This window comes from Halomonas sp. AOP5-B2-8, assembly GCF_052376475.1.
Lineage (GTDB): Bacteria > Pseudomonadota > Gammaproteobacteria > Pseudomonadales > Halomonadaceae > Vreelandella > Vreelandella casei.
Map to the genome: position 1 here is coordinate 267,441 of NZ_JBQSVS010000002.1, position 26,031 is coordinate 293,471.

Below are 26,031 nucleotides of genomic sequence, written 5' to 3' on the forward strand. Positions count from 1 at the left end.
CGCGTGTTAGTAGGCTAACCGACTACGCGTGCATCCTCGACATCCGATCACTAATATCTCGAAAGCGACGCTAATTGTATGCATAAAACTGCCCTGATGACGGTGTGGGATCAGCTATGGAATTCCCATTACCAAGCCAAAAACCTATTGATGTGCGCACTGCCCACCGGTGGTGCCGCGAAGGCAGCGGCTTCCAATGCCAAGCGCGAGCCATCCCCTGACCCTAAACCACCGGCCTACACGCCGCCGCAGAAGGTGGGGTTACTGCTTGGGCCTTTGCTATTTGCTTTTGTCGTGATGTTTTTTCATCCCGAAGGCTTAAGCTTTGAAGGGCGTATGGTGCTTGCGACCACGCTGTGGGTGGCCGTATGGTGGATCACGGAAGCCATCCCTATTCCCGTTACCTCGCTATTGCCCATCATCTTACTGCCGATTACCGGCGCGCTTGAAGGCAGTAAGGTCACCGCTGCGTACGGTAATCCGATCATATTCCTATTCCTAGGCGGCTTTATGATCGCGCTGGCCATGGAAAAGTGGGATTTGCACAAGCGTATAGCGCTGTCGATTATTGCCGTATTGGGTACCAGCATTAATAACATCGTGTTTGGCTTTATGGCCGCCACGGGCTTTTTATCGATGTGGGTATCCAATACGGCGGCAGTCATGATGATGCTGCCGATCGGGTCGGCTATTGTTTACCAAGTGAGCCAAGAGCTGAAAAAAAGTGATGAGGATCACAGCGGCGAAATTGATAAATTTAGCAAAGCGTTGATTTTTGGTATTGGCTATGGCGGTACTATCGGTGGCCTGGGTACGCTGATTGGCACGCCGCCGAATATTATTCTCGCGGCAATTGTTAACGAGCTTTTCGGTATCGAGATCTCTTTTGCTGGCTGGTTAATGTTTGCTTTTCCCGTTGTCGTGGTACTGCTATTCGCCACATGGCTGCTGCTGACTCGCGTATTTTTCCGAATCAAATTTAATCATTTGCCGGGCGGACGTGAACTCATCCACAAAGAAAAGGCTGCCTTAGGCACTACTAGCTTTGAAGAAAAAGCGGTGCTGGCGGTGTTCCTGCTGGCTGCCTTTTTGTGGATCACCCGCTCATTTTTATGGCAAGGGCAGATCATCAATATTCCGGGTATCAGTGACACGATGATCGCGATTTTTGCTGCAATTCTGCTGTTTTTGATTCCCTCCAAGAACAAAGGCGGCTGCCTGCTAGGTTGGGACGTTGCTAAAGACGTACCTTGGGGCATTTTGCTGCTGTTCGGTGGAGGCTTGGCCATTGCCGCAGGCTTTGGTTCTTCAGGCTTAGCAGAGTGGATCGGCGGACAGATGAGCGTGCTGGAAGGTGCTAACTTCCTGCTAGTGATCCTGCTGGCAACCGGTATGGTACTGTTCTTAACCGAAATCACTTCGAATACCGCAACGGCGACGATGATTCTTCCGGTGCTGGCGTCACTGGCATTGGCGCTGGATATTCATCCCTTCGTACTGATGGTGCCTGCTGCCATGGCGGCTAACTGCGCCTTTATGTTGCCGGTGGGTACTCCACCAAACGCGATTATCTTCGCCACCGGTAAGCTTAAAATTATTGAAATGGTGCGTACCGGCTTCTGGATCAACATCATTGCCATGCTTTTAATCGTGGCAGCGGTTTACTTCCTGCTACCCGTGATGTGGAACGTTGACTTAACCAGCTACCCAGATGCCTTCCGTCGCTAATATGCCATGCTAGTGTCTGAAAGCCCTGCCTCGAGCGGGGCTTTTTGTTATTGGGAGATTGTGTGGGTTGATTGTTATGATGCCGCTACACCCTTTGCAATTGAGCCTGTTATGCGACTACTTCACACCGCTGATTGGCACCTGGGACGGCTATTTCACAACCTTTCGTTGCTGGATGATCAGCGCCATGTGCTCAGCCAACTCCTTGAGATCATTGATCGTGAAAAGGTCGAGGCGGTATTGATCGCGGGTGATATTTACGATCGTTCGGTGCCTCCTTCCGCCGCGGTAACGCTGCTGGATGAGGTGCTTCACGCGCTGTGTGAGGTGCGCAAACTTCCGGTCATCATGATTTCAGGCAATCACGATGGCGCTGAACGGCTGCGGTTTGGCGCACGCCACTTGCGTCAAGCCGGGCTGCATATTCTCTCTGACCTAGCTGACTTCGCGACCCCCGTGACGCTCACTATTGATGGCGTTGAGGTAGATGTTTTCGGTATTCCCTACGCTGATCCTGAGCATGTGCGCAGTCACTTTAAGGTCGACGTGCACGATTTTGACGGTGCCCATCGTTATTTGGTCGAGCGAATTAGCGAGCAGCGTCACCCAACGCGCCGCTGCATATTGATGAGCCACTGCTTTGTTGCTGGCGGCAGCGCGTCAGATTCGGAGCGCCCTCTGACTTTAGGCGGTGCCGAAAGCGTTGCCTGGGAGCCGATGCAAGGCTTTGACTATGTGGCGCTTGGCCACCTGCATGGCCCGCAGTATCGCGGTGGCGAGCACATTCGCTACAGCGGCTCAATACTCAAGTACAGCTTTTCTGAAGCCCGCCAGCACAAAGGCGTTACGCTGGTGGATTTAGACGCAGGTGGCGTCACGAAGATTGAACAGATTCCGCTGTTGCCAAGCCGGGAAGTCCGCGTGCTGGAAGGCGAGATTGACGCCTTGATCGCCCAGGGCCGAACCGATAAGAATGCAGACGATTACCTGCTGGTGCGGTTAACCGATCGTCACGCCATTCTCGATCCGATGGGTAAGCTGCGCGAGGTTTATCCTAACGTGCTGCATCTCGAAAAGCCGGGCATGTTAGAAACCCGCGGGGGGCAGCAGCTTGATCGGGAGCGTTTACGTTTTGATGCGCTGGATATGTTTGGTGATTTTTTCAATCAGACTAGCGGAGAGGCTATGAGCGAAGAGCAGGCGCGGGCCATGGCAGAACTCATTAACCAGCTACAGCGCGATGAGGCTCAAGGATGACGCCATTAACCCTGACCATGCAGGCATTTGGCCCTTTCGCAGGGACTGAAAACATTGATTTTACTGCGCTAGGCACCAGCCCGCTGTTTCTTATTAACGGCCCGACTGGGGCGGGCAAAAGCTCGATTCTGGATGCTATTTGCTTCGCACTATACGGCCAGACCACCGGCAATGACCGCGATCCAACGCAGATGCGCTGTGATCAGGCGTCCGATACGCTGTTAACGGAAGTAACGCTGAGTTTTCGCCTGCGCGGTGTGGACTACCGGGTAAGGCGTGTACCTCAGCAAGAGCGCCCCAAAGCGCGCGGTGAAGGTACCACCACCCATAGTGCTGAAGCGCAGCTATGGCGGCTAACCACGGGTGGCGAGATAGATACCTGCCTAGTGGCGCGTAAGGTCAACGATGCGACCGCTGAGCTGCAGGCGTTAATCGGGCTAAATGCCGACCAGTTCCGCCAAGTGATGGTGCTGCCGCAGGGCAAGTTTCGCGAACTGCTAATCGCAGATTCTGCCAAGCGGGAAAGCATTTTTTCTCAGCTGTTCCAAACGCAAATTTTTCAGCGCATTGAAGAACGTTTGCGTACCCAGGCTAATCAAATCGTGCGGGACGTTAATGATCATCAGCATCGGGTAAAAGGCATCTTAGAAGCCAGCGATGTTGAAAGCGAAGCGGCGCTGAGTGAACTGCTGGAATCGCTCATGCCAGATCAGCAGGTCGCCAACGATGCGTTAGCCGCCGCTAAGCAGCAGCGTGAAAACGCGCAGGCGGCCGAGCGTCAGGGGCAAGAGCATCAGGCGTTGTTTGATCGCCAGACGGCGCTGATTGAAGAGCATCGCCTGCTGCTACAGCAACAGCCTGAGGTCAATCACGCCCAAGAGCGTTTAAGCGCACATGAGCAAACGCAGGAGCTGGCGGCGCCGTTTCACAGCCTCCACATGGCGCAACAAGCGTCGCAGACTACTCAGCAAGAGTATGGGCAGGCTCAGGCGAGCGTCGAAAAACAGCGCACGGCCTACCATCAGGCTCAGCAAGTGCTGCAGCAGGCGCAAGCTCATTATCACCAGCTGCCTGAACGGCGAGAGCAGGTCGGCCGATTACAGCAAGCCCTTGAGCAGTTTCAAGCGTTAAACCGTGTCGAAAAGACGTTGCATCAAGCCCGTGAGGCGTGGCAGGCGTTAGATCAGACCGTCGGCCAGCAATTACACCAGCGCGACACCATCGCTCAGCAAGGGGAGGCGCTAGCCGCGCAGTTGAAAGCGGAGCAGGCGGAGCGCAATAGCTTGGCAGGCAGTGAAGCAGTGCTGCAAGGCCGCCAGACCCTGCGCGACCAGCGGCATACGTTGGCGGGACTTGAGACTCAGCGCAGTGTGCTCAGCGAACAGGTAGCTCAGGCGAGTAGCCAAGTAGCAAGTCACCAGCAAACCCTCGAGCGCTGTCAGCAGCGTGCCACTGAGCAAGAAATGCACTGGCACCAGGGTCAGGCAGCGCTCCTGGCAGCTCGGTTGGAGATTCACCAGCCTTGCCCAGTTTGCGGCAGCTGCGAGCATCCCGCGCCCGCCCCGCCAGACCAAGCGCCCGTGACCCAGGCGGATGTAAAGCGTGCGCGCGTGGACTACGAGCAAGCCCAGCAGGCGTTGGTGAAAGCCCAGCAGCTGCAGCAGCGGCTAGCCCAGCAGCTTAGCTATAGCGATGAGCAGAGTGAGCAATTACGCCGCACGCTAGGCGAGTGGAGTAGTGAGCCTCTCACGGCATTGGAGGCCGCCTGCCAAGAGAGCCAGCGCGCTTTGGAACGCCATCAAGCGCTTGTTCAACACATACAGACGCAGGAGCTTACCCTTGAGCAGCGGCGTAGCGAGTGGAAAGCGCTGGATGCTCAGATAAAGTCTCAACAGCCCGATGTAGAGGCGGCTCAAAAGCGCTGCCACCAGTTAGAGGCTCAGTGTGAGCAGCTGCGCGCGTCGTTGCCTGAAGCACACTCATCATCGGAGGCCTTACAGGCAGAACTGACACGCTTGCAGGGTGAAATTCAGCAGGGCGAGACGGAATGGCAATCGGCTCAGCAGACTGCCCATCAGGTACAAACAGCGCTTGCCCAGGCTGACACTACGCTAGCGGGTAGCGCCCAGCGTGCAACAGCAACGAGCGAGGCATTAACGACCGCCCAGCAAGAATGGCGTAGCGCGCTTGAACGTAGTGTGTTTGAAAATGATGCAGGCTTTTTGCAGGCCCGTTTGGAAACATCGGCGCGCCAAGCGCTGGTTGAAACCGTTACGCACTTTCAGCAAGAGCTTGCCAAGCTAGAGGGCCAGCTTGAAGCCAGCAAGGCGCGTCTTGAGGGCCTGGCAGCGCCTGACGTAAAGGCACTCGCTGAACGGGTGGCCGTAGCGCAGGCCCGCGAGCAAACCTGCGATGAAACCTATCAACGCCTGGCGGCACGCATAGCCCAGTTAACCAATACCCAGCAGAAGCTTAAGACGGCCCACACGGCTCAGGCGGCGCTTGAAGCCCAGTACCAGCTGTGGGGCACGCTAAGCGAGGTTGCTAATGGCCGCACCGGGCATCGTATTAGCCTGCAACGCTTTGTGCTTGGTGTGCTGCTCGATGACGTGCTGATTCAAGCCTCCGCGCGGCTGGTACGCATGAGTCGCGGACGCTACCAGCTAGTGCGTCGAGAAGACCCGTCAAAAGGCAACAAAGCGTCAGGCCTTGAGCTAGATGTAGCGGACACCTATACCGGCAAAAATCGTTCGGTAGCGACACTTTCCGGCGGTGAATCATTTATGGCCGCGTTAGCACTGGCGCTGGGGCTTTCGGACGTTGTGCAGGCTTACGCTGGCGGTATTCAGCTGGATACACTATTCATTGACGAGGGATTTGGCAGCCTGGATCAAGATGCCTTGGATCAGGCCATTGCCATGCTTAGCGAGCTGCAAATGGGCGGGCGCATGATTGGTGTTATCTCACACGTCAGCGAACTCAAAGAGCAAATGCCCGTCCGTATAGACGTGCGTGCCAGCCGCCACGGTAGTTCGGTGGAAATAAAGGGCGCACTTCTTTGATGTCTAAGCTTTTTAATGCCTCAGTCTTTAATGCCTCAGTCTTTGATGTCTGAGCCAGCGTTAGTTCACGCTGCGTTCATACAGTATGTTTTATAACGTGAGTTAATCTTTAAACGGGCCTAAAGATAATATCGACCTAGGAGTACAAGGATGAACGCAAGCAAAATTTTGCAGCAGTTGATGCAGCAAGCCGGCGGTAGCCAGAAGGGCGGTAGTGGCAGCGGTGTCGATGTTAAGGGAATGCTGAGCGGGCTTTCTAAGCACTTAGGTGGCGGTGGCGGCAGTAGTCAAGGCAACGGATCCTCCGGTGGTTTTGACGTAAAGAGCCTGCTGGGCGGCGGTGCTATGGGCATGCTAGTAGGCTCCAAGCGTGGCCGCAGCATGGGCGGCAAAGCGCTTAAGTATGGCGCTATTGCAGGTGTGGGCATGCTAGCTTGGAAAGCGTGGCAGAGTTCACAAACTGCTAAGGACGGCGGCGCGCAGCCCTCCGCTGAACAGGCGAGTGCGGCAGAGGGCGAGCGGGTAGAAGTGCTCAGCGGTGAATTCCAAGAGCGGCGTAGCCTTGAACTGCTGCAGGCGATGATCATGGCCGCACGCGCCGATGGCCACATTGACGAGCAAGAGCAGGCGCTGATTACCGAACAAATTGATGCGCTAGGGGCCGACCAGGAGATGCACAACTGGGTAGAGCAGCAGCTAAAAGCACCGCTGGATGCCCAGGCGTTGGCTCGCGAAGCAGACTCCCCACAGGCCGCGCGTGAGATGTACTTGATCAGCGTGGCGGTCACTGACGATCAAAACCCGATGGAACGTGCTTGGCTAGACCAGCTGGCCAGTGCTCTTAATCTATCCAAAGAGATGACGACTGAGCTCGAGCACCAAGCTCAGCAGGCTGGTTAATGCTCGAAACGTTCAATCTATGGCTGGCCACTGGCTTTGGGCTAGGGCTGGCGCCAATAGCGCCGGGTACGTTTGGCTCGTTGCTGGGTGTTCCACTGGCATGGTGGCTGCTGGGCAGGCCGACGTCTCATCAGGCGGCGATCATAGCGGTATTGATAGCCATTGCGATACCGGTTTGCCATGTCGCTTCGCTGCATTTTGCCGGCTTGGATCATGGCAGCATTGTGGCCGATGAGTACGTAGCTTTTCCTCTCGCCGTAATTGGTTTGCAAGCGGCCCGCCACCCGCTGGTAATGGCACTGGCATTCGGCGTTTATCGTTTTTTCGACGCGTTAAAACCACCGCCGATACATTTAGCAGAGGCGGTGCCGGGTGGTTTAGGTATTGTGCTGGATGATGTTATCGCTGCACTAATCACCTGGCTTATCGTGGCGGCTGCATTGGGGCTTTGGCAGCGTCGAGCCAGCACTATCTAATACGTGATCGCAATAAAAAACCTCGCAGGCAATGGCCTGCGAGGTTCTAGTTTTAGCAGCTTAGTGGTCTTGTCTGATGACTTACTCCTTAACCACAATCACCGACTTGGCATTGACGAACTCAAGCATGCCGAAGCCGCCATGCTCGCGTCCATAGCCAGAGTCTTTTACACCGCCGAAGGGCATTTCTGGTGTTGCGACGCCAAAGCCATTGATAAATACCATGCCGGTATCAAAGTACTTGCTGGCAAGCTCTGTCGCGCGCTTAACGTTTTTAGAGATGATCCCGCCCCCCAGACCATAACGGCTGTCGTTGGCGATACGCATGGCGTCTTCATCGTCTTTGGCGCGAATCAGTGCCGCCACCGGGCCAAACAGTTCGTCATCATAAGCGGGCTGCCCAGGGGTCACGTTGTCTAGCACGGTGACCGGGTAAAACGCGCCTTTACCTGAGGGCTTTTCACCGCCGCAGAGAATTTTTGCGCCTTTGCTTACGCTCTCTTCTACCTGCTTATGAAGAGCATCGCGCAGATCAACGCGGGCCATGGGGCCAAGGTCGCTACCTTTTTGGTTGGGATCGCCTGCGGTCAGTGCCTGCATACGAGCCACGTAGCGTTGTTTAAACGCATCATAGTTCTTTTCAGTCACCACAAAGCGTTTAGCCGCAACGCACGTTTGGCCACCGTTATAGACACGCCCTTGAACACAGGTTTCTACCGCGAGATCGAGGTCGGCATCGTCAAGCACAAGATAAGCATCGTTGGAGCCTAGTTCTAACACGGTCTTTTTCAAATGTTCGGCGGCTTTAGCGGCGACTTTGCGGCCTGCACCGTCACTGCCGGTAAGCGTGACGCCGCGAACCGCAGAATGACCAATGACTTCATCAGACACGTCGTGAGATATCACAAGCGTGCGGAAAACGTTCTCGGGAAGGCCCGCTTCGCGATAGATTTTTTCCAGTAACAGGCCGCTTCCGGTCACGTTTTCGGCGTGCTTAAGCAATACGCCATTACCCGCCATTAGATTGGCGATTGAGTAGCGCACGACTTGATAAGCCGGGAAGTTCCAAGGCTGAATGCCGTAGATGACGCCCATCGGCGAATAGGTAACAAAGCCGCGTTCACCATTACCAGGCTGGCGCTCTTCGTCAGCTAATTTTTTAGGGCCATGTTCAGCGGTGTAATCACAAATGCCAGTACACAGGTCAACTTCTTGGCGCGCCTGGTCAGGCAGTTTGCCCATTTCTTTGACCATCAGATCGGCGAGTGCTTCTTTATGCTTTTGAAGCGCTTGGCCAATCGCTTTAACCGTTTTAGCGCGACTTTCAAGAGACTCAAGACGCCATTCCAGAAACGCCTCGTAACAAGCATCCACTACCTGCTTGGCTTCACCGCTGCTCATTAGCGCATAGGTATCGAGGGTTTCGCCGTTAGTCGGATTAATCGTCGTGATATTGTTGCTCATAAGATCTCCTATCTTTAGGTCAACGTGTTGGTCAAATCGCCCAGCTCCTGAGCGCTTAATCGACCGGTCTATTTCTAATGTAGGGTCACTTTAGTACAAACTGAGTGCTTATGCACAATGAAGCACTTATTGTCGGGCAATGAATTATGGGAGTGGTTCCATATGCTTGTTAAAAGCGCTTTGCATTACTGATGATTTTTTTCATCGATCAAGTATTTTTTGATGATTTTTTTCTTTTCCTAATCAGTGTTTTATTTTTTTTATTCAGTTATTTTAATTAAATCATAAACTTATGATTATTATATTATTGGCATGGCATTTGCTTTGAATTTGTTATCCGGTGAAATCGCCTTCGTATTAGCAGCGCTGGTAGAACAATCAATAACATTTCTATAGGAAACGTCACATGCAGTTAAGTCCTTTTAATCAAGTAAGTAGCTTTAAAAGCGCGGGTAAGCTGGTCACTGGTCACGGAGCTGCCCAGCAGTTGCAGCTCTATGTGCAGTCGCTGGGGATGCAACGACCGTTGATCGTGACCGATAGGGGGGTGGTGGCTTCAGGCACGCTGGATATCATCACCGAGCAGCTCATGGCGCTAAATGTGCCCTATGCAGTATTTGATCAGATTGCGCCCGAGCCTGAAGTGGAAATAGTTGAAAATTGCACGCGTGCTTTTAATGGTGGTCAGCATGATAGCGTTATCGCCGTAGGCGGCGGAAGTGCGATGGACATCGCCAAGTGCGTGGCGGTATATGCACACTATGAAGGCCCGCTTGAGGGATTGTTTGGTGAAAATAAAGTTGCCCAACGTGAGGTGCCTTTAATCGCCATGCCAACCACGGCGGGCACAGGATCTGAAGTAACCAATATCGCAATTTTGTCGGATAAAATTCAGAAGATGAAAAAGGGCATAGTAAGTGATTGCCTACTACCTGACGTAGCTATTGTAGCGCCGGAGTTGACGCTGAGCTGCCCGCGTTCAGTAACGGCAGCCAGCGGGGTCGATGCGTTGGTGCATGCGATAGAAGCCTACCTTTCTAACTTCGCAACGCCGATTACCGATGCCTTAGCGGTTAAAGCCATGAACTTGATCATCCATGCGCTACCCAAGGCATTTGCTAACCCTAACCACCTTCAAGCCCGTGAAGACATGGCTACTGGCAGTCTCTTGGCGGGGTTGGCGTTTGGTAATGCTGGTGTGGGGGCGGTGCATGCCTTGGCATATCCATTAGGTGGGCGTTACCACTTGGCTCATGGAGTAACCAATGCACTCTTATTGCCATTTGTGATGGAGTGGAACAAGTTGGCCTGCGTCGAGCGCTTTCGTGGCATTGCGGTGGCCTTTGATGAACCCGTGGCTGGGCTTTCGGATGATGCCGTTGCCGATGCGGTTATCAAGCGCATGCATAAGCTGTGTGCTGATGTGGAGATTCCTGCCGGTTTACGCTCTTTTGATATTCCTGAATCCGCCATTCCCGAGTTGGCCGCCGAGGCCATTAAGGTGGAACGTTTGCTACGTAATAACCCGCGGGTATTAACGCTTGCGGATATTGAGGCGATTTACCACGACGCTTATTAATGCGCCGCTAATTAAAACGCCATAACGACAAAACGTTTATTAAAAAAATACTAACAATTTTAAAATAGGAGCCCATGCCATGAGTGCTTGGAAACATCGCGTTGACGGTGAAGAGAGCCCGTACACCCCGTTAGGGCCATTTAAGCTACGCCTGCCGTTTTATCATTACCGTTTTGAACTGCCCGATTACCTGCAGGGCCTATTAATGTGTGCGGTGGATCTTGCCGCCATTCCATTGATGATGCAGTTACTAGGCATGCCGTTTGAAGCAGCGTTGGCCATTGTAATTTTAAATGGCTTGCTCTATTTGATGCATCATCTGCTGGGTGATCCGGTTATCCCAGGTTGGATTACCCCCGCTATTCCTCTGTTGATGGCTTATGTGTCGACCTTTCCTGAGGGGGTAGACAGAGTTCATGCGCTGATTGCCTTTCAGATGCTATTGGGGATTATTGCGCTTGGGCTTGGGGTAACGGGTATGGCTAGCAAGGTGGTGCGGCTAATCCCTTCTGCTATTAAAGCGGGTGTCATTATGGGCGCTGGGCTGGCGGCCATTGTCGTGGTGTTTGATGAGGGTGGTCGCTTTGAGCAGTATCCTTTTACCATTGCGATTGCGGTAGGCGTTGCGTTCTATCTGATTTTTTCTAAGCACTTTAATAAGTTGAAAGCGCAGGGCGGGCTTTGGGGCGCGATCGGTAAGTTGGGTATTTTTCCCATTATTGTACTGGCCATCGTGGTGGCACCACTGTTTGGTGAAGCACCGTGGCCTGATGTGGAGTGGGGGTTTAGCCAGCCTGATTTCGCGCTGATGTTTAGTGAATACACTGTGTTTGGTGTTGGCTTGCCGCCGTTGACGATGTTTTTGACCGCGTTACCTACAGTTATCGCCGCTTACATTGTGCTGTTTGGCGATGTGCTTCAAAGCAAGGCGTTACTGGAAGAGGCTGATGAGAAACGCCAGGACGAAAAAATCGACTATAACCCTAATCGTGCACACATGATTTTTGGTGGGCGTAACTTCGGGATGAGTATCTTTGGTCCCGATGTGGTGATGTGTGGCCCGCTGTGGGCAGCGATGCATGTAGTAACGGTGGAGCGTTACAAGCAGGGCAAAGCAGCGATGAACTCTATCTTCGGCGGCTCCGGCTCATTCCGCTGGGGCACGAATACCGGTTTGTTGCTGTTGCCAATTGTTAGCTTGGTGGAGCCCATCCTGGGGATTGCATTGGCGCTGACGTTGTTAATTCAGGGCTACGTGAGTGTACGTATTGGCATTATGGAAGCGCGCAGCCAGCGAGACTTAGGTATCGCGGGAATTATTGCTGCCATGCTGGTCATTAAAGGCGCTACCTGGGCTTTTGCGGTGGGTATCTTGCTCTGCGCGTTAATTTACGGCAAACGCTTCTTCTCAGGTGAGGTGGATAAAACCTTCGTGAAGGACTGGGACGAGGCATTGTTACCGGAGGCTGATCCCGAGCCGGAGGTGCCATTGCGCAAATAACAGACACTGCCTCTATAGTGGCTTAAACGCTATTAGGTAGAAAATCAATGTCCACCGCGAAAGCGGTGGGCGTGGTCTATCAGGGGGAGCTGTTATGCAACGTATCGACGAGTGCCTTTCGTTGGAAGCCGCGCTGCCGTTATTTGACTTGCACGGTACTGATGCAGTGGAGGTATTTGATATCCAGGGCCAGGTGATTGGAGTATTAACCCGCACCGATATTGAAGAGGCGCAGTGCAATAAGGCGCCAGGTCGATTGGTGGGTGAGTGTATGCGTTATCGTGTAACGGGCGTTACCCCCCCTAGCGAGGCCCAAAGCGTTGATGCTTTTGGTTTTGATCAGGAGCCGTTGAGTTCTTTGTTGGATGCCTTGCACGATGGTGTCTATATCACCGATGCCAGCGGGATTACGGTCACGATCAATAAGGCTTATGAGCGTATCACCGGAATTTCTCGGGCAGAGGTGGTGGGCTTTCATATGGCCGACTTGGTGAAAGCGGGGTTTATCTCTAAATCGGCCTCGTTGGAAGTTATTCGTGAGCGTCGTCCGATTACACTGGTGCAGACTATTCATGATAGCCGGAAAATCGTGGTAACCGGCACGCCCATGTTCAAAGCCGATGGCTCGATTGCGTATGTGGTCACTAGTGTGCGTGATATTACCGAGTTGCTGTTGGCGAAACACGCTCAGGAGCAGTTAGAACAGATTCAGCGCATGCGTGAGACGTTTAAGGTGCCGGAAGTAACGGCGCTAAGTGCGTCTGGGGTGGTTATCAGCCGACAAACGGAGCCTTGCTTTGAACTGGCCAGGCGAGTAGCAAAAACGTCCGCGAAGATACTTATTCGAGGCGAGACGGGCACCGGTAAAACGCTATTGGCACGCTATATTCATCAGCACAGTGATCGCGCGGATGGGCCGTTTATGGAACTTAACTGTACAGCGTTCCCTGAAGGGCTGCTGGAGGCAGAGCTGTTTGGTTATACCGCTGGTGCCTTTACCGGAGCGGCACCAAAAGGCAAGCAGGGGCTGCTGGATGTTGCCCATGGTGGCACGCTATTTCTGGATGAAATTGGAGACCTGTCGCTCGCGTTACAAGTGAAACTGCTCAAAGTAGTGGAGGAAAATCGCTATTTGCCGGTCGGTGGAACGGCGTTTCGTCAAACCGATGTGCGCTTGATTACTGCTACTCATCAGGATTTACATGACCGGGTAAAAGAAGGCTGCTTTCGCGAGGATCTATTTTATCGCATTAGTGTGGTGCCTTTGTGGTTATCGCCTTTACGACAGCGACGCGATGAGATTATTCCACTACTTAGCTATTATTTGAGTCATTTTAATAAGCTGCATGGGCTGTGCCGGCGATGGGATCCGGAGGCCTTGGAGCTACTTTCCAGCTATCCATGGCCTGGCAATATTCGTGAGCTGATTAATTTAACCGAGCGTTTAGCCGTTACGGTGTTAGAAGACCTAATAACCGCTACGTCGTTGCCGAACGAGGTATTTCCCTGTGCCACGCTTTGTGTAAAGCATGTTAGTGGCGACCTCCGCCAACAGGTCATGCACTTCGAACAGCAGTTAATTCACCAAGCACTTGCTAGCCATGGCTCTACCCGCGCTGCAGCCGCTGCATTGGGGGTCGACCAGTCGACCCTGGTAAAGAAGCAGCGGCGCTGGCGTCAGGCGAGCAACTGATAATAAGTGGTGTTATATGGCAAGGTTTTTAGAACTCTGGCCCACCAGCTTCTTCGCCCCACACCTCGTCTAAACGTCCATCGCGCCCACAGCTGAAACGATAGAACTTATAGCGCACCGGGTTTTTCTGGTAATAATCCTGGTGGTACTCCTCCGCAGGCCAGAATGCTGTGGCGGGTACTATTTGGGTGGCGATATCCTTGTCAAAGCGAGCCTCCATGTCGGCTTTGGATGCTTCAGCCAGTTCTCGCTGCTCTTCATTATGATAAAAAATCGCCGAGCGGTATTGATCGCCCACGTCGCAGAACTGTCGGTCTACCGCGAAGGGGTCGATGTTGCGCCAGAATATGTCTAATAGCTGCGAATAGCTGATTTCTTCCGGGTCGTATTCAACTTGGACAGCTTCAGCGTGGCCAGTGCCGCCCCGCGAAATATCCTCGTAGCTAGGATTCTCTAGCTCGCCGCCGATGTAGCCAGAAATGGTGGCGCTGACCCCTGGCTGCTTATCGTAAGGTGGTTCCATACACCAAAAACAGCCGCCGGCAAACGTAGCTTCAACGGTCGCCTGGGCTTGAAGTGACGGGCTGGCGAGGCCTGCAGCAGCCACTACGCAAAGTGCTAATGGACGAAAAAGGGGAAGTCGGGTCATTCAAAGCACTCCAGTGGCGGTAGTGATACGGTTCGAGCTTAAGCCTATTAATGGCTTGGGGCTTAGCTTGCTGACAGCGGCATTAAACTAACGCCTAGGCTCCCTTGGCTAACTCAGTAGGCTAGTCTCTAGTTATACGTTTATCAGCAGCCTTTTCAAAACACGTTTTTTATTAAAGGTAGGCCCATGACAACAACAATCCAATCAATTAATGCGCTTTTTAGCCACAACGCCCAGGTGGCAAAGGTTGGCACGCACGCGAGTACAGCGCTAGTGATGGTGAAGTAGCGCCTTAACGTTACCGGAGTCCGTGATGCCAGAACTAGCTAATAACCACTATGATTATATTGTTATCGGCGCAGGCACCGCCGGGTGCCTGCTGGCCAATCGTTTGAGCGCAAACCCCAAACATCGCGTGCTGCTGATAGAAGCGGGAGGGCGGGATAACTACTACTGGATTCATATTCCCGTAGGGTATCTCTACTGCATCAATAACCCGCGTACCGATTGGCTGTTTCGCACCGAGCCCGACAAAGGGCTCAACGGCCGTTCATTGATTTATCCACGCGGCAAAACCCTGGGCGGCTGTTCCAGCATCAATGGGATGATTTACATGCGCGGCCAGGCGCGAGACTACGACCACTGGGCTGAGGTGGCGGGAGACGATGCTTGGCGTTGGGAAAACTGCTTGCCCGATTTTATCAAACACGAAGACCACTATCGATTAGATGCGGGCGGCGATGGCGACGCTAAACATCGCGACTTTCATGGGCATGGCGGCGAATGGCGGGTCGAAAAACAGCGCCTGAAATGGCCCGTGTTAGACGATTTTGCCGAGGCTGCTGTGCAGGCGGGCATCCCGCGCACCGATGATTTTAACCGCGGTTCAAACGAAGGCGTGGCCTATTTCGACGTCAATCAGCGCTCGGGCTTTCGGTGGAATACCGCTAAAGCATTTTTACGCCCGGCACTTAAGCGCGACAACTTAACGCTATGGCATTCCACGCAGGTTAATCGGCTGTGCTTTAACGAAGAGGGAGGTATGCCGAGGTGTTCGGGCGTTGAAGTTGAGCGCAATGGCAGTGTCCAGCGAGCGACAGTGAGTGGGGAAGTGGTGCTATGTGCCGGTGCCATTGGTACGCCGCACTTGCTGCAGCTTTCCGGCGTGGGGCCTGCCGAGCTGTTACGCAAACACGGCGTTACCTTGGTACATGAGCTGCCGGGCGTCGGCGAGAATCTGCAGGACCACCTGCAGATTCGCTCAGTCTATAAAATTACCAATGGCAAAACATTAAACGCCATGGCCAGTACGCTATGGGGAAAGGCCGGTATCGGGCTTGAATATTTACTCAAACGTTCTGGGCCTATGAGCATGGCGCCTTCGCAGCTGGGGGCATTTACCCGTAGCTCGCCAGAGCACGCGCACCCCAATATTCAATACCATGTGCAGCCGCTGAGTCTTGAGGCTTTTGGCCAACCACTGCACGCATACCCAGCCATTACCGCAAGCGTGTGTAATTTGAACCCCACCAGCCGAGGGACAGTGCGTCTAAAAAGCAGTGACCCGCATCAAGCGCCGGCCATTTCGCCTAACTATCTGAGTACGCCTGAAGACCGTAAGGTGGCAGCGGACTCACTGCGCGTCACTCGGCATATTGCCGAGCAGCCTGCTTTTAACAAATATGCGCCTGAAGAAGTGAAGCCGGGCGCTGAGTATCAAAGTGATGATGAGCTTGCCCGGTTGGCGGGCGATATAGGAACGACCATTTTTCACCCCGTTGGCACTGCGCGCATGGGTCGCAAAGACGATGTTATGGCGGTGGTGGATGCCCGGCTTAGAGTGCGCGGTATCAACGGTTTGCGAGTCGCTGATGCCAGCATCATGCCCACCATTACCAGTGGCAATACGAACTCTCCAACCTTAATGATTGCCGAGAAGGCTGCCGATTGGATCTTAGCGCCACATAGCTGAAATTCAGCGAAAGTCCAGGAATTTAGGGGCTTTTAGCTAGGTATTATAGTAGTGTTGACGGGTGCATGGGTTAGGCGCAAAATACGCTCAGTTGGTTAGCAAGTCGAACGTTGTCAGCAGTATAGAAACGCCTCAAGCGTTAATTCTGGTGAAAGTTTCTTGTTCTACCCACTGTAATTCGGGTATTTCCCGGTTTTGATTAGCTACATCGAGGATTTCGATCATGGCAACTGGTACCGTTAAGTGGTTCAACGACACTAAAGGCTTCGGCTTCATTTCTCCTGACGACAATGGCGACGACCTGTTCGCACATTTCTCTGAAATTCAGTCTGAAGGTTTCAAATCTCTGCAGGACGGCCAGAAGGTTTCCTTCGACGTCACTCAGGGTAAAAAAGGCCTTCAGGCTTCTAACATCAAAGTTGTTTAAGTTAATTCTTAAACCATGAGATGTTAACAATTAGCGCTTAGCGTTGATTGATCGTAAAGCCCCGCCAAGCGCGGGGCTTTTTGTTGCCCGTCATTTAGAGAGTGCTCTAAGCCGCGATATTGACGCCACTATGGCTACTCTTATATTCTTTTTTGTTCTTTAGGTGTTTCTAAAAATAACTTTTTAGAATATGCGGTTGGCGTCACAATAGCCCATGCTTGTGGATTAAGAATGGGGTGGGTATGTCGCTGGATGCATGGATTGCGGTAGCAGTGGTGGTTACGATCTTTCCGCTCATGGCTTTTTCACGCCTCGGGCCCGACATTATTTTGCTGGGTGCGGTTATCGTGCTGATGACGCTGGGAGTCATTGATCCTCAGCAGGCGTTAGGCGGCTTTTCCAATAGCGGTTTATTCACCGTCGCGTTTATGTACGTGCTGGTGGCTAGCATTCGTGAAACCGGTGGGATTGATCTCATTATTCGCTATGTGTTGGGGCGCCCTGCGAGCGAAAGGGGCGCCCTGGCGCGCCTGCTGTTACCCGTGGCGATGCTCAGTGGTTTTGTCAATAATACCCCGGTAGTGGCTACCTATATCCCCGCGGTGATGAGCTGGAGCCGGCGGCTGCGTTTATCTCCACAGCGGCTGCTCATGCCACTCAGCTTTGCTTCTATCCTGGGTGGCACCATTACCCTGTTCGGCACCAGTACTAACTTGGTCGTGCATGGACTGTTACTTGACCGTTATCCCGAGCGCGGCATGGGCCTTTTAGATCTCGCTTGGGTCGGGATTCCCGTGGCCATAGCGGGCCTAGTCTATCTGATTGCACTAGGGCCGCGGCTGCTACCGGCGCGTTCCGGGGTGGCCAGTGCGTTTGCCAATCCGCGTGAGTTCACGATTGAAATGGAGGTAGACCCAGCTGGTGTACTGGTCGACCGTAGCGTGGAGGAAGCCGGGCTGCGCCATCTACAGGAGCTGTTCCTGGTGGAGATTGAGCGTGCAGGCAATATTGTCAGCGTTGTCGGTCCCGGGGAGCAGCTTAAAGGTGGCGACCGGCTAGTGTTTGCCGGAACCAGCGATGCAGCGGTAGAGCTCCAGCAAATCCGTGGCCTCATTCCTTCTCGAGACGACACTTCCAGTTTAGAGAAAGAGTTTAAAGAGCGCCGTTTGGTCGAGGCCGTTGTGTCTGACCAGTGCCAGTTTATTGGCCAGCGTATTCGCGATGGCCGGTTTAGAACGCTGTACGGCGCAGCGGTGCTGGCGATATGCCGTGGCGGTGAGCGGGTGAAAGGGAATTTAGGTCAAGTGCGCTTGCAGTCAGCGGATGTGCTGCTGTTAGAAGCACGCCCACCGTTTATTGAACGTCATCGTCAGTCCAGAGACTTCTTGCTGATAAGCGAGCTTAATGGGTCAGCACGGCCGATCCATGAAAAGGCGCCGCTTGCGTGGGGGATCTTACTGGGTGCCGTGGTGCTTGCAGCGCTGGGCGTGCTTAGCATGCTCAATGCCGCCATGTTAGGGGCTGCGCTAGTGCTACTCACCGGCTGTTGTTCGGTGGGGGCGGCTAAGCGAGGCCTTGATACCCAGGTGCTGCTAACTATTGCCGCCTCGTTTGGCGTGGGGGCCGCGCTACAAAGCTCCGGTGCGGCGGAAGTGATTGCCGGTGGTTTGCTGGCGCTAGTGGCGGGTAATCCTCTACTCTTGCTGATAGGGACCTACTGTGTCGTAGCTCTTCTCACAGAGCTAGTCACTAACAACGCTGCGGCAGTGATTATTTTCCCGGTCGTGATGAGCGCTGCAGAAAGTTTAGGCGTTAGTCCGATGCCTTACGTCGTGGCCGTTATGTTTGCTGCCTCGGCCAGCTTCTTAACGCCTATCGGCTATCAAACGAACTTGATGGTGTATGGCCCCGGCGGCTATCGGGTGAGTGACTTTCTGCGCTTAGGCAGTGGTTTAAATGTGTTAACCGGTGCGATAGCGCTGGTGTTGATTCCTCAGGTATGGCCTTTTTAAAATAGCTTTTGGCGGTGTCTTGGCTCCTTTAGGCGCGCCACTACTCGCGGTTAGCACTGGTTTGCGCTAGGGTTGCTTTTTTTGCACAAGGAATGAGAGTCGATGACTGATCCTGGCGAACTGATTATTGAGCCGAAAAACGGTCAACCTGCCGATGCGTGTGTCTTTATTATTCACGGTTTAGGTGCTGACGGGCACGATTTTGAGCCGCTAGTGCCCGCGTTAGCACTGCATAAAAACTCGCAGGTTCGTTTTATCATGCCCCATGCGCCGCGCCTGGCCGTGACGATTAATGGCGGCATGGTGATGCCCGCGTGGTATGACATTCTCGCCATGGATTTGGGGCGCCGGGTGGATAAAAGCCAGCTCAAAAAATCGGCTGAGCGATTACAGGGGCTGATGCAAGAGCAAATTGATCAAGGAATCGATAGTCGGCGCATTATTGTGGCGGGTTTTTCGCAAGGCGGCGCTGTTGCCTACGAAGCCGCGCTCACTTTTCCCGCGCCCTTGGGCGGCTTGTTAGCGATGTCGACCTATTTTGCCACTGCCGACAATATCGTTCTGAGCGATGCAAATCGACAAATGCCTATTGAAGTACAGCACGGTAACTTTGATCCTATCGTGCCCGAAAGCCTGGGGCGCAGCGGCGTAGACCGCCTGAAAGAGATGGGTTACACGGTCAATTACCGCCAGTACCCAATGGCCCACGCGCTCTGTCCACAGCAGGTTAATGACATCGGCAAATGGCTGGGCACACGTCTAAGCTAGCATTTGCCTAAACTCAGCGCCTATTCGTGCCCGATGCAAGGACGTAGCGAAAACGAATGATAGCTTCCATTGATGTGGTAGAAGTAGCGCTAGCGCTGTGCCTTACGGGGACGGCGCTGGTGTGCTTGTTTGATCGCCATCTTCTGCGCGCCTGCCGCTTCTTTGTGGCTTTTGCTATCGCTATGGCATTGGCATGGTGGCAACTAGGTGCCATTTGGTTAGCAAGCGCAGAGCTACTGCTAGGAGCAGTGCTGACAGGGCTCTGCTGTTTTTATGCTCTTGGCCACGTTGGGTCTAGCGGCTCATCTGTTTTAGCGCACGATCATTTTAGCGAGCCGTGGACACGAATTGCCATGCGAGTGGTGTTAGCGCTGGTTTGGTTTGTCATGGTCGCTGTGGCGATTGGCTATGTACTAACCGATATGCAGCACTCGCCTGCTGAACATCCGCTTTTGTTGGCTGGTGTGGTGATTGCTGCCAGCGCCATGGCCTCCTTTGCACTACACCGTCATCTGTTAAGACGTTTGCTGGCGTTTAATCTACTCGGTTCTGGCGTATTTATGTTGCTTGCCGGCGTGGCGGGTACTACTCCGACTGCCCAGGTTTTAATCAGCGTGGGGCTGCTAGTGGCGGCGCTTGGGTCGATGCTCGGTGTCTTACTGATAAGGCAGCTTTTACATTTGCAAGGCGTTAATGCCTTGGACCACGACAGCGGGCCCAAAGAGAGTGCGACATGATCTGGCGCTTTGGTCTCTTCGATAGCACCTTTACGCCGCTTGCCACAACCCACTGGGCGCTGTTGACGGTGCTTTGCCTACCGCTGCTAATGGGGCTGTTGGCGGCATTATTCCCCCCTAAGCGAGCATGGCCCGTGCTACTTGCCAGCGCGCCGATAGTGGCGGCTGGTTTAATGCTGCTGTTCGCCTTTAACGATGCGGGGCTACTGCGCTGGCAGTGGGCGGTGGCGGATATCCAACTGTCGCTGCGTTTGAACGGGCTCAGCGTACTGCTGCTATTAACGACCCAGTGGATTGGCGTTGCCGCAGCGCTATATACGCCGGGCTATTTGCGCTTAAGCGACCCCGGCCCGATGGCACGCTGGCTTTGGCCGCTGATGGGGACGTTGATAAGCGCGCTTTCATTAATGTGGCTAGCCACTGATCTACTCACCCTCTATGTTGCGTTGGAGCTGATGGGCTTGGCGGCGGTCGGCATGCTGCTGCTATCGGGGAAAGCGGCTGCCCTTAAGGCGGGGATGCGCTATTTGCTGCTAGCGCTGGTGGGGTCATTGGCTTATCTGCTGGGCGTTGCTTTGATTCTAGGTCACTGGGGCCGGTTAGATTTACAGGGTTTAGCCGAGATAATCGAGCCCGGCCCCGTGGCATGGTTCGCGGCGGCGCTGATGGGCGCCGGGCTTGCGTTGAAAGCTGCGCTGTTTCCGCTGCATGCCTGGCTGTCGCCTGTCCATGAAAATGCCTGGACGCCGGTGAGCGCATTGCATGCCGGGCTGGTGATCAAAGCTTCACTTTTTATGCTGGTGCTGCTGTGGAGCATTCTACTGCCGGATGCTTTCTATGCATCGCGTGTTATTGCCTGGCTAGGCATGCTGGCGATTGTATGGGGTGGCCTATTAGCATGGCGAACCGACTCACTGAAAACGTTGGTCGCCTCATCAACCGTCGCGCAGCTGGGTTATTTGATGGTTATTTTCCCGCTGCTACTGGGAGCAGACGTTGCCCCGCTGCCACGCGCCTTAGCGTGGGAAGGCTTTTGGCTACAGCTAATGGGGCACGCTTTTGCTAAGGCTGCGATGTTTATGGCTGCCGGAAACCTGATTCTGGCGACCGGTGAAAGTACCTTAAAAGGCCTTGCAGGCACTAGCCGGCGCTTGCCGCTTTCGCTGTTAGTGTTTGGCATTGCTTCCATCACGTTAATGGGCCTGCCACCCAGCGCTGGCTTTACCGCAAAATGGCTGCTCTTTGAGGCCATGATTATCACGCAGCAGTGGTGGGCGGTGGCGGCACTGCTTGTCGGTACGTTACTAACTGCAGCCTATATATTCCGCATGTTTCGCTATTCATTTGACGAGTCGGCACCTCGCCAGCGTTACCAGCCTCTTGCGTCAGGGATGGACTTAATCGCCCTGACGCTGGCGCTAGCCGCTTTCGCACTGGGGCTTTTCGCGCATTATCCATTGGGATTGATGCATGGAGGTGGCGTATGACTGCTGAGTGGCTACCCATCACCGCGTTGGCTATCGCGCTGTTAGTCACCGGGATTATTTTTGTGCTGCCGGAAGAATCCCATCGTCTACGCACCACGATTAATCTGCTGGCGGCGGTCACCAATATTGTTCTGGTCACCTTGATGGTCAGGCGAGTAGCCGCTGGGTATGAAGATATTTTCAGCTTCCAGGTTGTCGGCGGTGTTGATTTCGTATTGCGCACGGATGCGCTTGGGGTGATGTTCGCCGGGTTATCGTCACTGCTTTGGCTGTGTACGACGATTTACGCGATTGGCTACTTGGAAGGGTCTGCCAACCGGAAGCGCTTTTTTGGCTTTTTTAGCCTCTGCGTGGCCAGCACCATCGGCATTGCGCTGGCTGATAACTTGTTTACCTTTTTGATTTTCTACGAAATGTTGACGCTCTCCACGTACCCGCTAGTGGTGCACCGGGGTACGGAGCAAGCGCTCAACGCGGGCCGCGTCTATTTGCGCTATACCCTCACGGCTGGCGTGGTGCTGCTCCTGGGCGCGGTGCTGCTTTATAGCCTGACGGGGGACCAGTCGTTTTCTTCCGAAGCAGGCTTGGGCGATTATTTAAACGATAACCGTGGCTTGCTAACGCTAATATTTGCGCTACTGGTGGGCGGGTTTGCGGTTAAGGCTGCTATGGTGCCGCTGCACGGCTGGCTACCAAGAGCCATGGTTGCGCCAGCGCCGGTGAGTGCGCTGCTGCACGCCGTCGCGGTCGTGAAGGCTGGCGCGTTTGGCATCTTGAGGGTGGTTTATGATCTTTATGGCATTGAGCTTAGCGTGGAGCTTGGTGTCATTACCGCGCTGGCGGTGGCGGCGTCTATTACGATTATTTATGGGTCGTTGAGAGCCATCGCGCAAGAGGAGCTGAAACCACGCTTGGCGTTTTCTACCATCAGCCAAGTTTCCTACGTTATTCTCGGCATCGGCTTATTTGGGCCTTTCGGCACTATTGGCGCGTTAGCGCACTTGCTGCACCAGGGTTTAATGAAGGTCACGTTATTCTTCTGTGCGGGTAACTATGCAGAAGAGCTGGGGATTCACCGCATTGACGAGATGGACGGTGCCGGTAAGCGCATGCCGTTAACCAGTATTGCATTCACGATAGGCGCGCTAGGCATGATCGGCCTCCCGCCCTTTGCTGGTTTTATTACCAAGTGGTACCTCGGTATCGGCGCGATCCAGGCTGAAATGTACTGGGTGGTGGCCGTATTGGTGATCAGCAGCACGCTCAACGCGATGTATTTTTTACCGATTGTGCATCGTCTGTGGTTCCGTTTAGGGCCTTCTCATGGCAAAGGCAGTTGGCCCGACGAACAGCGTTTAGGCCGCTTTGAAACCCATGGCTGGTTGCTTTTACCGATGGTGTTTACCGCGCTGGTGAGCCTCGCTGCTGGTTTGTTGGCAGGCTTGCCGTTTAGTCCGCTGGACTGGGCAACCCGCGTCGCAAACGGGGAGTACTTGCTATGATGACGCTGCTGCTGGCGCTGTCACTGCTATGGCCGCTGTGCGTCGCCGGGTGTTCAGCTTGGCACGCCTATCGCACACCAAGCTCACGGCGCGACTATTTTTCCCTGCTGTGGGTGAGCGCTGCTTGGCCTGCCTTACTGTTAGCGTACGGTGGCGAAGCGCAGTGGACTATCGATGCCTGGATGCTGGGCGGGGAGTGGGCGTTAAACTCGCTAAGCAGACCATGGCTGGCGTTTACCGCGCTGCTGTGGAGTTTAGCAGCCGTGCACGCGCGAGGTTACTTTGCGGCGGAGCAGAAGCAGGCTCAGGCAGGCGATCAAGATGTTCAGCGCCGCCTGCAACGTTTGTCCCTGCTGTGGCCAATGACCTTATTAGGCAACGTGTTATTGGTTGTCGCCCAGGATATTGCCAGCTTCTATTTAGGCTTTGCGCTGATGACGTTTGCCGCTTATGCCCTCGTAGTGCACACCGGTACACAAGAGGCGCGGCTGGGCGCGCGGGTATATTTAATACTGGCCGTGGTCGGCGAAGGCCTTATTTTAGCCGGCTTTTTGTGGGCCGCCGGTGAGGCCGACACGCTAACGCTGCAAGGTGTGCGTGAGGGTATTTTGATCGCAGAGCAGGGCGCATGGATGGCCGCCTTGCTGTGCTTAGGCTTCGGGGTAAAAGCCGGCGTTATCGGATTGCACGTATGGCTGCCGTTGGCGCATCCGGTAGCGCCCGCACCGGCCAGTGCGGTGCTCAGCGGGGTGATGATTAAAGCCGGCCTGCTCGGCTGGATAAGCGTGCTGCCGCTGGGTCATGACGAGGTATCTGGTGCCTTAGCCCAGTTTGGCCACGTTATGCTGATAGCCGGGTTGGCAGCCGCCTTTGCCGCTGCGCTTTACGGTGTATTTCAGCGCCATCCAAAAGCCGTGCTAGCGTATTCAAGTATTAGTCAAATGGGCATGATGACCGCGCTGGTGGCAATGGGGCTAGTGGCGCCGGATGTTTGGCCACTGCTGTGGCCGGGCTTGGTGCTGTTTGCCGCTCATCACGCGCTGGCCAAAGGCAGTCTATTTATGGGCACCAGTATTAGTGAGCACCTGCCACGTTGGCCGTTGCCTCTGGTGTGGGCGTTGATGGCGCTGCCGGGTATATCGCTGGCTGGTGCTATTGGCGCAGGTATGATCAGCAAATGGGGCGTCAAAAGCCCGCTTTATGAGATGCATCATGAATCGTTAATTAAGCTGCTGAGTTGGGCCGCCGTTGGCACCGCGGCGCTAGTCAGTGTTGCGCTTTGGCGCCAGTGGCAGCAGCGCGAGCAAGGCGGCAGCAATCCGTGGCAGTGGGGTGCTTGGCTTGCAGGCATTATGGCGGCGCTCGTAACGCCGCTGTGGTTACCGCTACCTACGGGCAGTATTGAAATGCCGCCTCTTAGAGAGTGGTTGGGGATTATATGGCCATTTCCGGCAGGTGTTCTGCTCGCTGTAGTGGGCTGGCTATTAACTCGCTCCTTTAAGGGTAAATCGCCCCCCGCAGGTGATCTATGGTGGCTGTATGCCTTTATAGCCAACGCTGCGCTAGTGCCTATACGTTTGATAGGCCACGCCTGTGGCAAGATTAAAGCGGCCAGCGTGACTGCCGCGCAAAGTATGGAAAAGAGATTCATGGTTTCTTTATCACGCGGATTGGCCGGGGAGAGCTGGTTGCGGCATCATTCAAGTGGTTTGATGATGGTGCTTGCCGCAGTGCTTGCGGCGCTACTTATGTGGGAAGGCCAAGGATGATGAGAATGCCGCAACCGTGTTGGGCTTTGACGCGCTATGAGTAATCTTGAGCGTGGCCGGCATGCCGAGGTGCCGGGCGAGATTCCCGCTCGTGGCTGGCATGATATTGTCTGGCGAGTAGTGCGCGCCGCGCGGCGGGACCGCATTACTATGCTGGCGGCCGGTGTCGCTTTTTACGCATTGCTCGCATTGTTTCCCACTATTGCCGCGGTTATTTCGCTCTGGGGGCTGCTGTTTGACCCCTATGAGGCGGGCCAGCAGCTGTACGAAATTAGCCGTTTTATGCCACCCGATGCGGCCAAGTTAATTGATCAGCAGGCCCAGAAGGTAGTGGAAAGTGCTGAATCAAGTAACGTGATGGCCACGCTAGTCGGTCTATTGATTGCCATGTTTGTTGCCTCAAAAAGCGTGGCGGTATTAGTGATTGGATTAAACGTGGTGTATGGGGAAACGGAAAAACGCTCACTATTTCATCGCAGCACGGTGTTGGTGTCGCTGACGTTTGGTTTGATTATTATGACCTTGGTATCACTGGGTTTTATCGCCATCGTACCCATGCTGGTTGATGCGCTAGCCATTGATCCACCCCTGGATAAGCTGCTGAAATGGTTACGTTGGCCTGCGCTCTTAGTGCTAATGAGCGTGCTGATCGCGTTACTTTATCGTTTCGCACCCTATCGGCGTTCAGCGCAGTGGCGGTGGTTAAGCTATGGAACGCTACTCGCCACTTTTATGTGGCTATTAGGTTCTGGCGGGCTTTCGCTGTACGTACGCTATTTCGCAACCTTTAGTGAGCTCTATGGATCACTGGGGGCCGTCATAGCGTTAATGATATGGTTTTGGCTCTCTGCCTTCGTGGTGCTGTTTGGCGCAGAAGTGAACAGTGAAATGGAGCGTCAGACTTACCGCGATACAACTGTCGGTTATCCGCGCCCTCTTGGCGAACGCGAGGCGTTTGCCGCAGATACTATTGGCAGCCCTCAGCCGTGGCGGGCATCAGACGCTGAGTAGCCGATTCAGCCCTCGTGCGCATGGCTTCTTGGATCAG

At 54.2% G+C, this 26,031-nt stretch carries 19 protein-coding genes; 17 read left to right on the forward strand and 2 right to left on the reverse strand.

Annotated elements, in window-relative coordinates:
* The first annotated feature begins 96 nt into the window (after positions 1-96).
* The 5 genes from ACT3RP_RS05865 to ACT3RP_RS05885 all read left to right on the forward strand — a co-directional run bounded on the left by ACT3RP_RS05865 (position 97) and on the right by ACT3RP_RS05885 (position 7,423).
* On the forward strand, positions 97-1,728 hold the full coding sequence (locus tag ACT3RP_RS05865; protein WP_096282311.1) for an SLC13 family permease: 1,632 nt from the start codon (positions 97-99) through the stop codon (positions 1,726-1,728).
* A gap of 111 nt (positions 1,729-1,839) precedes the next feature.
* A complete protein-coding gene (locus tag ACT3RP_RS05870) occupies positions 1,840-2,985 on the forward strand; it encodes an exonuclease SbcCD subunit D (RefSeq protein WP_483393433.1) in 1,146 nt (381 codons plus the stop codon).
* The gene (locus tag ACT3RP_RS05875; protein WP_483393434.1) at positions 2,982-6,047 is read left to right on the forward strand and encodes an AAA family ATPase; all 3,066 of its coding nucleotides are present in this window, start codon (positions 2,982-2,984) and stop codon (positions 6,045-6,047) included. The genes ACT3RP_RS05870 and ACT3RP_RS05875 overlap by 4 nt, the downstream gene beginning before the upstream one ends.
* 150 nt (positions 6,048-6,197) lie before the next feature.
* Positions 6,198-6,947 carry a tellurite resistance TerB family protein gene (locus tag ACT3RP_RS05880; RefSeq protein ID WP_444671441.1) on the forward strand — a complete coding sequence of 250 codons (750 nt, stop codon included), beginning with the start codon at positions 6,198-6,200 and terminating at the stop codon, positions 6,945-6,947.
* Entirely contained in the window at positions 6,947-7,423 is a 477-nt protein-coding gene (locus tag ACT3RP_RS05885; RefSeq protein WP_444671442.1) for a phosphatidylglycerophosphatase A family protein, read from the forward strand. The genes ACT3RP_RS05880 and ACT3RP_RS05885 overlap by 1 nt, the downstream gene beginning before the upstream one ends.
* Before the next feature lie 81 nt (positions 7,424-7,504).
* On the opposite strand, the gene ACT3RP_RS05890 is transcribed toward ACT3RP_RS05885, so the two are convergent.
* On the reverse strand, positions 7,505-8,887 hold the full coding sequence (locus ACT3RP_RS05890) for an NAD-dependent succinate-semialdehyde dehydrogenase (protein ID WP_483393435.1): 1,383 nt from the start codon (positions 8,885-8,887) through the stop codon (positions 7,505-7,507).
* 406 nt (positions 8,888-9,293) lie between these two features.
* On the opposite strand from ACT3RP_RS05890, the gene ACT3RP_RS05895 reads away from it, so the two are divergent.
* The 3 genes from ACT3RP_RS05895 to ACT3RP_RS05905 all read left to right on the forward strand — a co-directional run bounded on the left by ACT3RP_RS05895 (position 9,294) and on the right by ACT3RP_RS05905 (position 13,660).
* Entirely contained in the window at positions 9,294-10,466 is a 1,173-nt protein-coding gene (locus ACT3RP_RS05895; protein ID WP_483393436.1) for an iron-containing alcohol dehydrogenase, read from the forward strand.
* A 79-nt stretch (positions 10,467-10,545) separates the two neighbouring features.
* Positions 10,546-11,967, forward strand: coding sequence for a permease family protein (locus tag ACT3RP_RS05900; protein ID WP_096278650.1), 1,422 nt, complete (start codon positions 10,546-10,548; stop codon positions 11,965-11,967).
* 94 nt (positions 11,968-12,061) lie between these two features.
* Positions 12,062-13,660 carry a sigma 54-interacting transcriptional regulator gene (locus ACT3RP_RS05905; protein ID WP_483393437.1) on the forward strand — a complete coding sequence of 533 codons (1,599 nt, stop codon included), beginning with the start codon at positions 12,062-12,064 and terminating at the stop codon, positions 13,658-13,660.
* A gap of 28 nt (positions 13,661-13,688) precedes the next feature.
* On the opposite strand, the gene msrA is transcribed toward ACT3RP_RS05905, so the two are convergent.
* Complete coding sequence (gene msrA / locus ACT3RP_RS05910; RefSeq protein WP_483393438.1) at positions 13,689-14,309, reverse strand: peptide-methionine (S)-S-oxide reductase MsrA; 621 nt, start codon at positions 14,307-14,309, stop codon at positions 13,689-13,691.
* A gap of 313 nt (positions 14,310-14,622) precedes the next feature.
* Between msrA and ACT3RP_RS05915 the strand changes: the two genes are divergently transcribed.
* The 9 genes from ACT3RP_RS05915 (at position 14,623) to ACT3RP_RS05955 (ending at position 25,994) form a co-directional block, all read left to right on the forward strand.
* Positions 14,623-16,281 carry a GMC family oxidoreductase gene (locus tag ACT3RP_RS05915; RefSeq protein ID WP_444625216.1) on the forward strand — a complete coding sequence of 553 codons (1,659 nt, stop codon included), beginning with the start codon at positions 14,623-14,625 and terminating at the stop codon, positions 16,279-16,281.
* Positions 16,282-16,504: 223 nt separating this feature from the next.
* The gene (locus ACT3RP_RS05920) at positions 16,505-16,708 is read left to right on the forward strand and encodes a cold-shock protein (RefSeq protein WP_008958127.1); all 204 of its coding nucleotides are present in this window, start codon (positions 16,505-16,507) and stop codon (positions 16,706-16,708) included.
* 242 nt (positions 16,709-16,950) lie between these two features.
* Positions 16,951-18,720 (forward strand): SLC13 family permease, encoded by a 1,770-nt coding sequence (locus tag ACT3RP_RS05925; protein WP_441684501.1) that lies wholly within the window; start codon positions 16,951-16,953, stop codon positions 18,718-18,720.
* Between the two features lie 102 nt (positions 18,721-18,822).
* Positions 18,823-19,488 carry an alpha/beta hydrolase gene (locus ACT3RP_RS05930; RefSeq protein WP_096278661.1) on the forward strand — a complete coding sequence of 222 codons (666 nt, stop codon included), beginning with the start codon at positions 18,823-18,825 and terminating at the stop codon, positions 19,486-19,488.
* A 56-nt stretch (positions 19,489-19,544) separates the two neighbouring features.
* Positions 19,545-20,225 carry a hypothetical protein gene (locus ACT3RP_RS05935; RefSeq protein WP_096278663.1) on the forward strand — a complete coding sequence of 227 codons (681 nt, stop codon included), beginning with the start codon at positions 19,545-19,547 and terminating at the stop codon, positions 20,223-20,225.
* Positions 20,222-21,712 (forward strand): complex I subunit 5 family protein, encoded by a 1,491-nt coding sequence (locus ACT3RP_RS05940; protein WP_441684500.1) that lies wholly within the window; start codon positions 20,222-20,224, stop codon positions 21,710-21,712. Before ACT3RP_RS05935 ends, ACT3RP_RS05940 begins: the two co-directional genes overlap by 4 nt.
* Positions 21,709-23,214: a complex I subunit 5 family protein gene (locus ACT3RP_RS05945; protein ID WP_483393439.1), complete on the forward strand. Its 1,506-nt coding sequence runs from the start codon at positions 21,709-21,711 to the stop codon at positions 23,212-23,214. The genes ACT3RP_RS05940 and ACT3RP_RS05945 overlap by 4 nt, the downstream gene beginning before the upstream one ends.
* Positions 23,211-24,983: a complex I subunit 5 family protein gene (locus ACT3RP_RS05950; protein WP_483393440.1), complete on the forward strand. Its 1,773-nt coding sequence runs from the start codon at positions 23,211-23,213 to the stop codon at positions 24,981-24,983. The genes ACT3RP_RS05945 and ACT3RP_RS05950 overlap by 4 nt, the downstream gene beginning before the upstream one ends.
* Positions 24,984-25,019: 36 nt before the next feature.
* Complete coding sequence (locus ACT3RP_RS05955; RefSeq protein WP_096278671.1) at positions 25,020-25,994, forward strand: YihY/virulence factor BrkB family protein; 975 nt, start codon at positions 25,020-25,022, stop codon at positions 25,992-25,994.
* Positions 25,995-26,031: the final 37 nt, after the last annotated feature.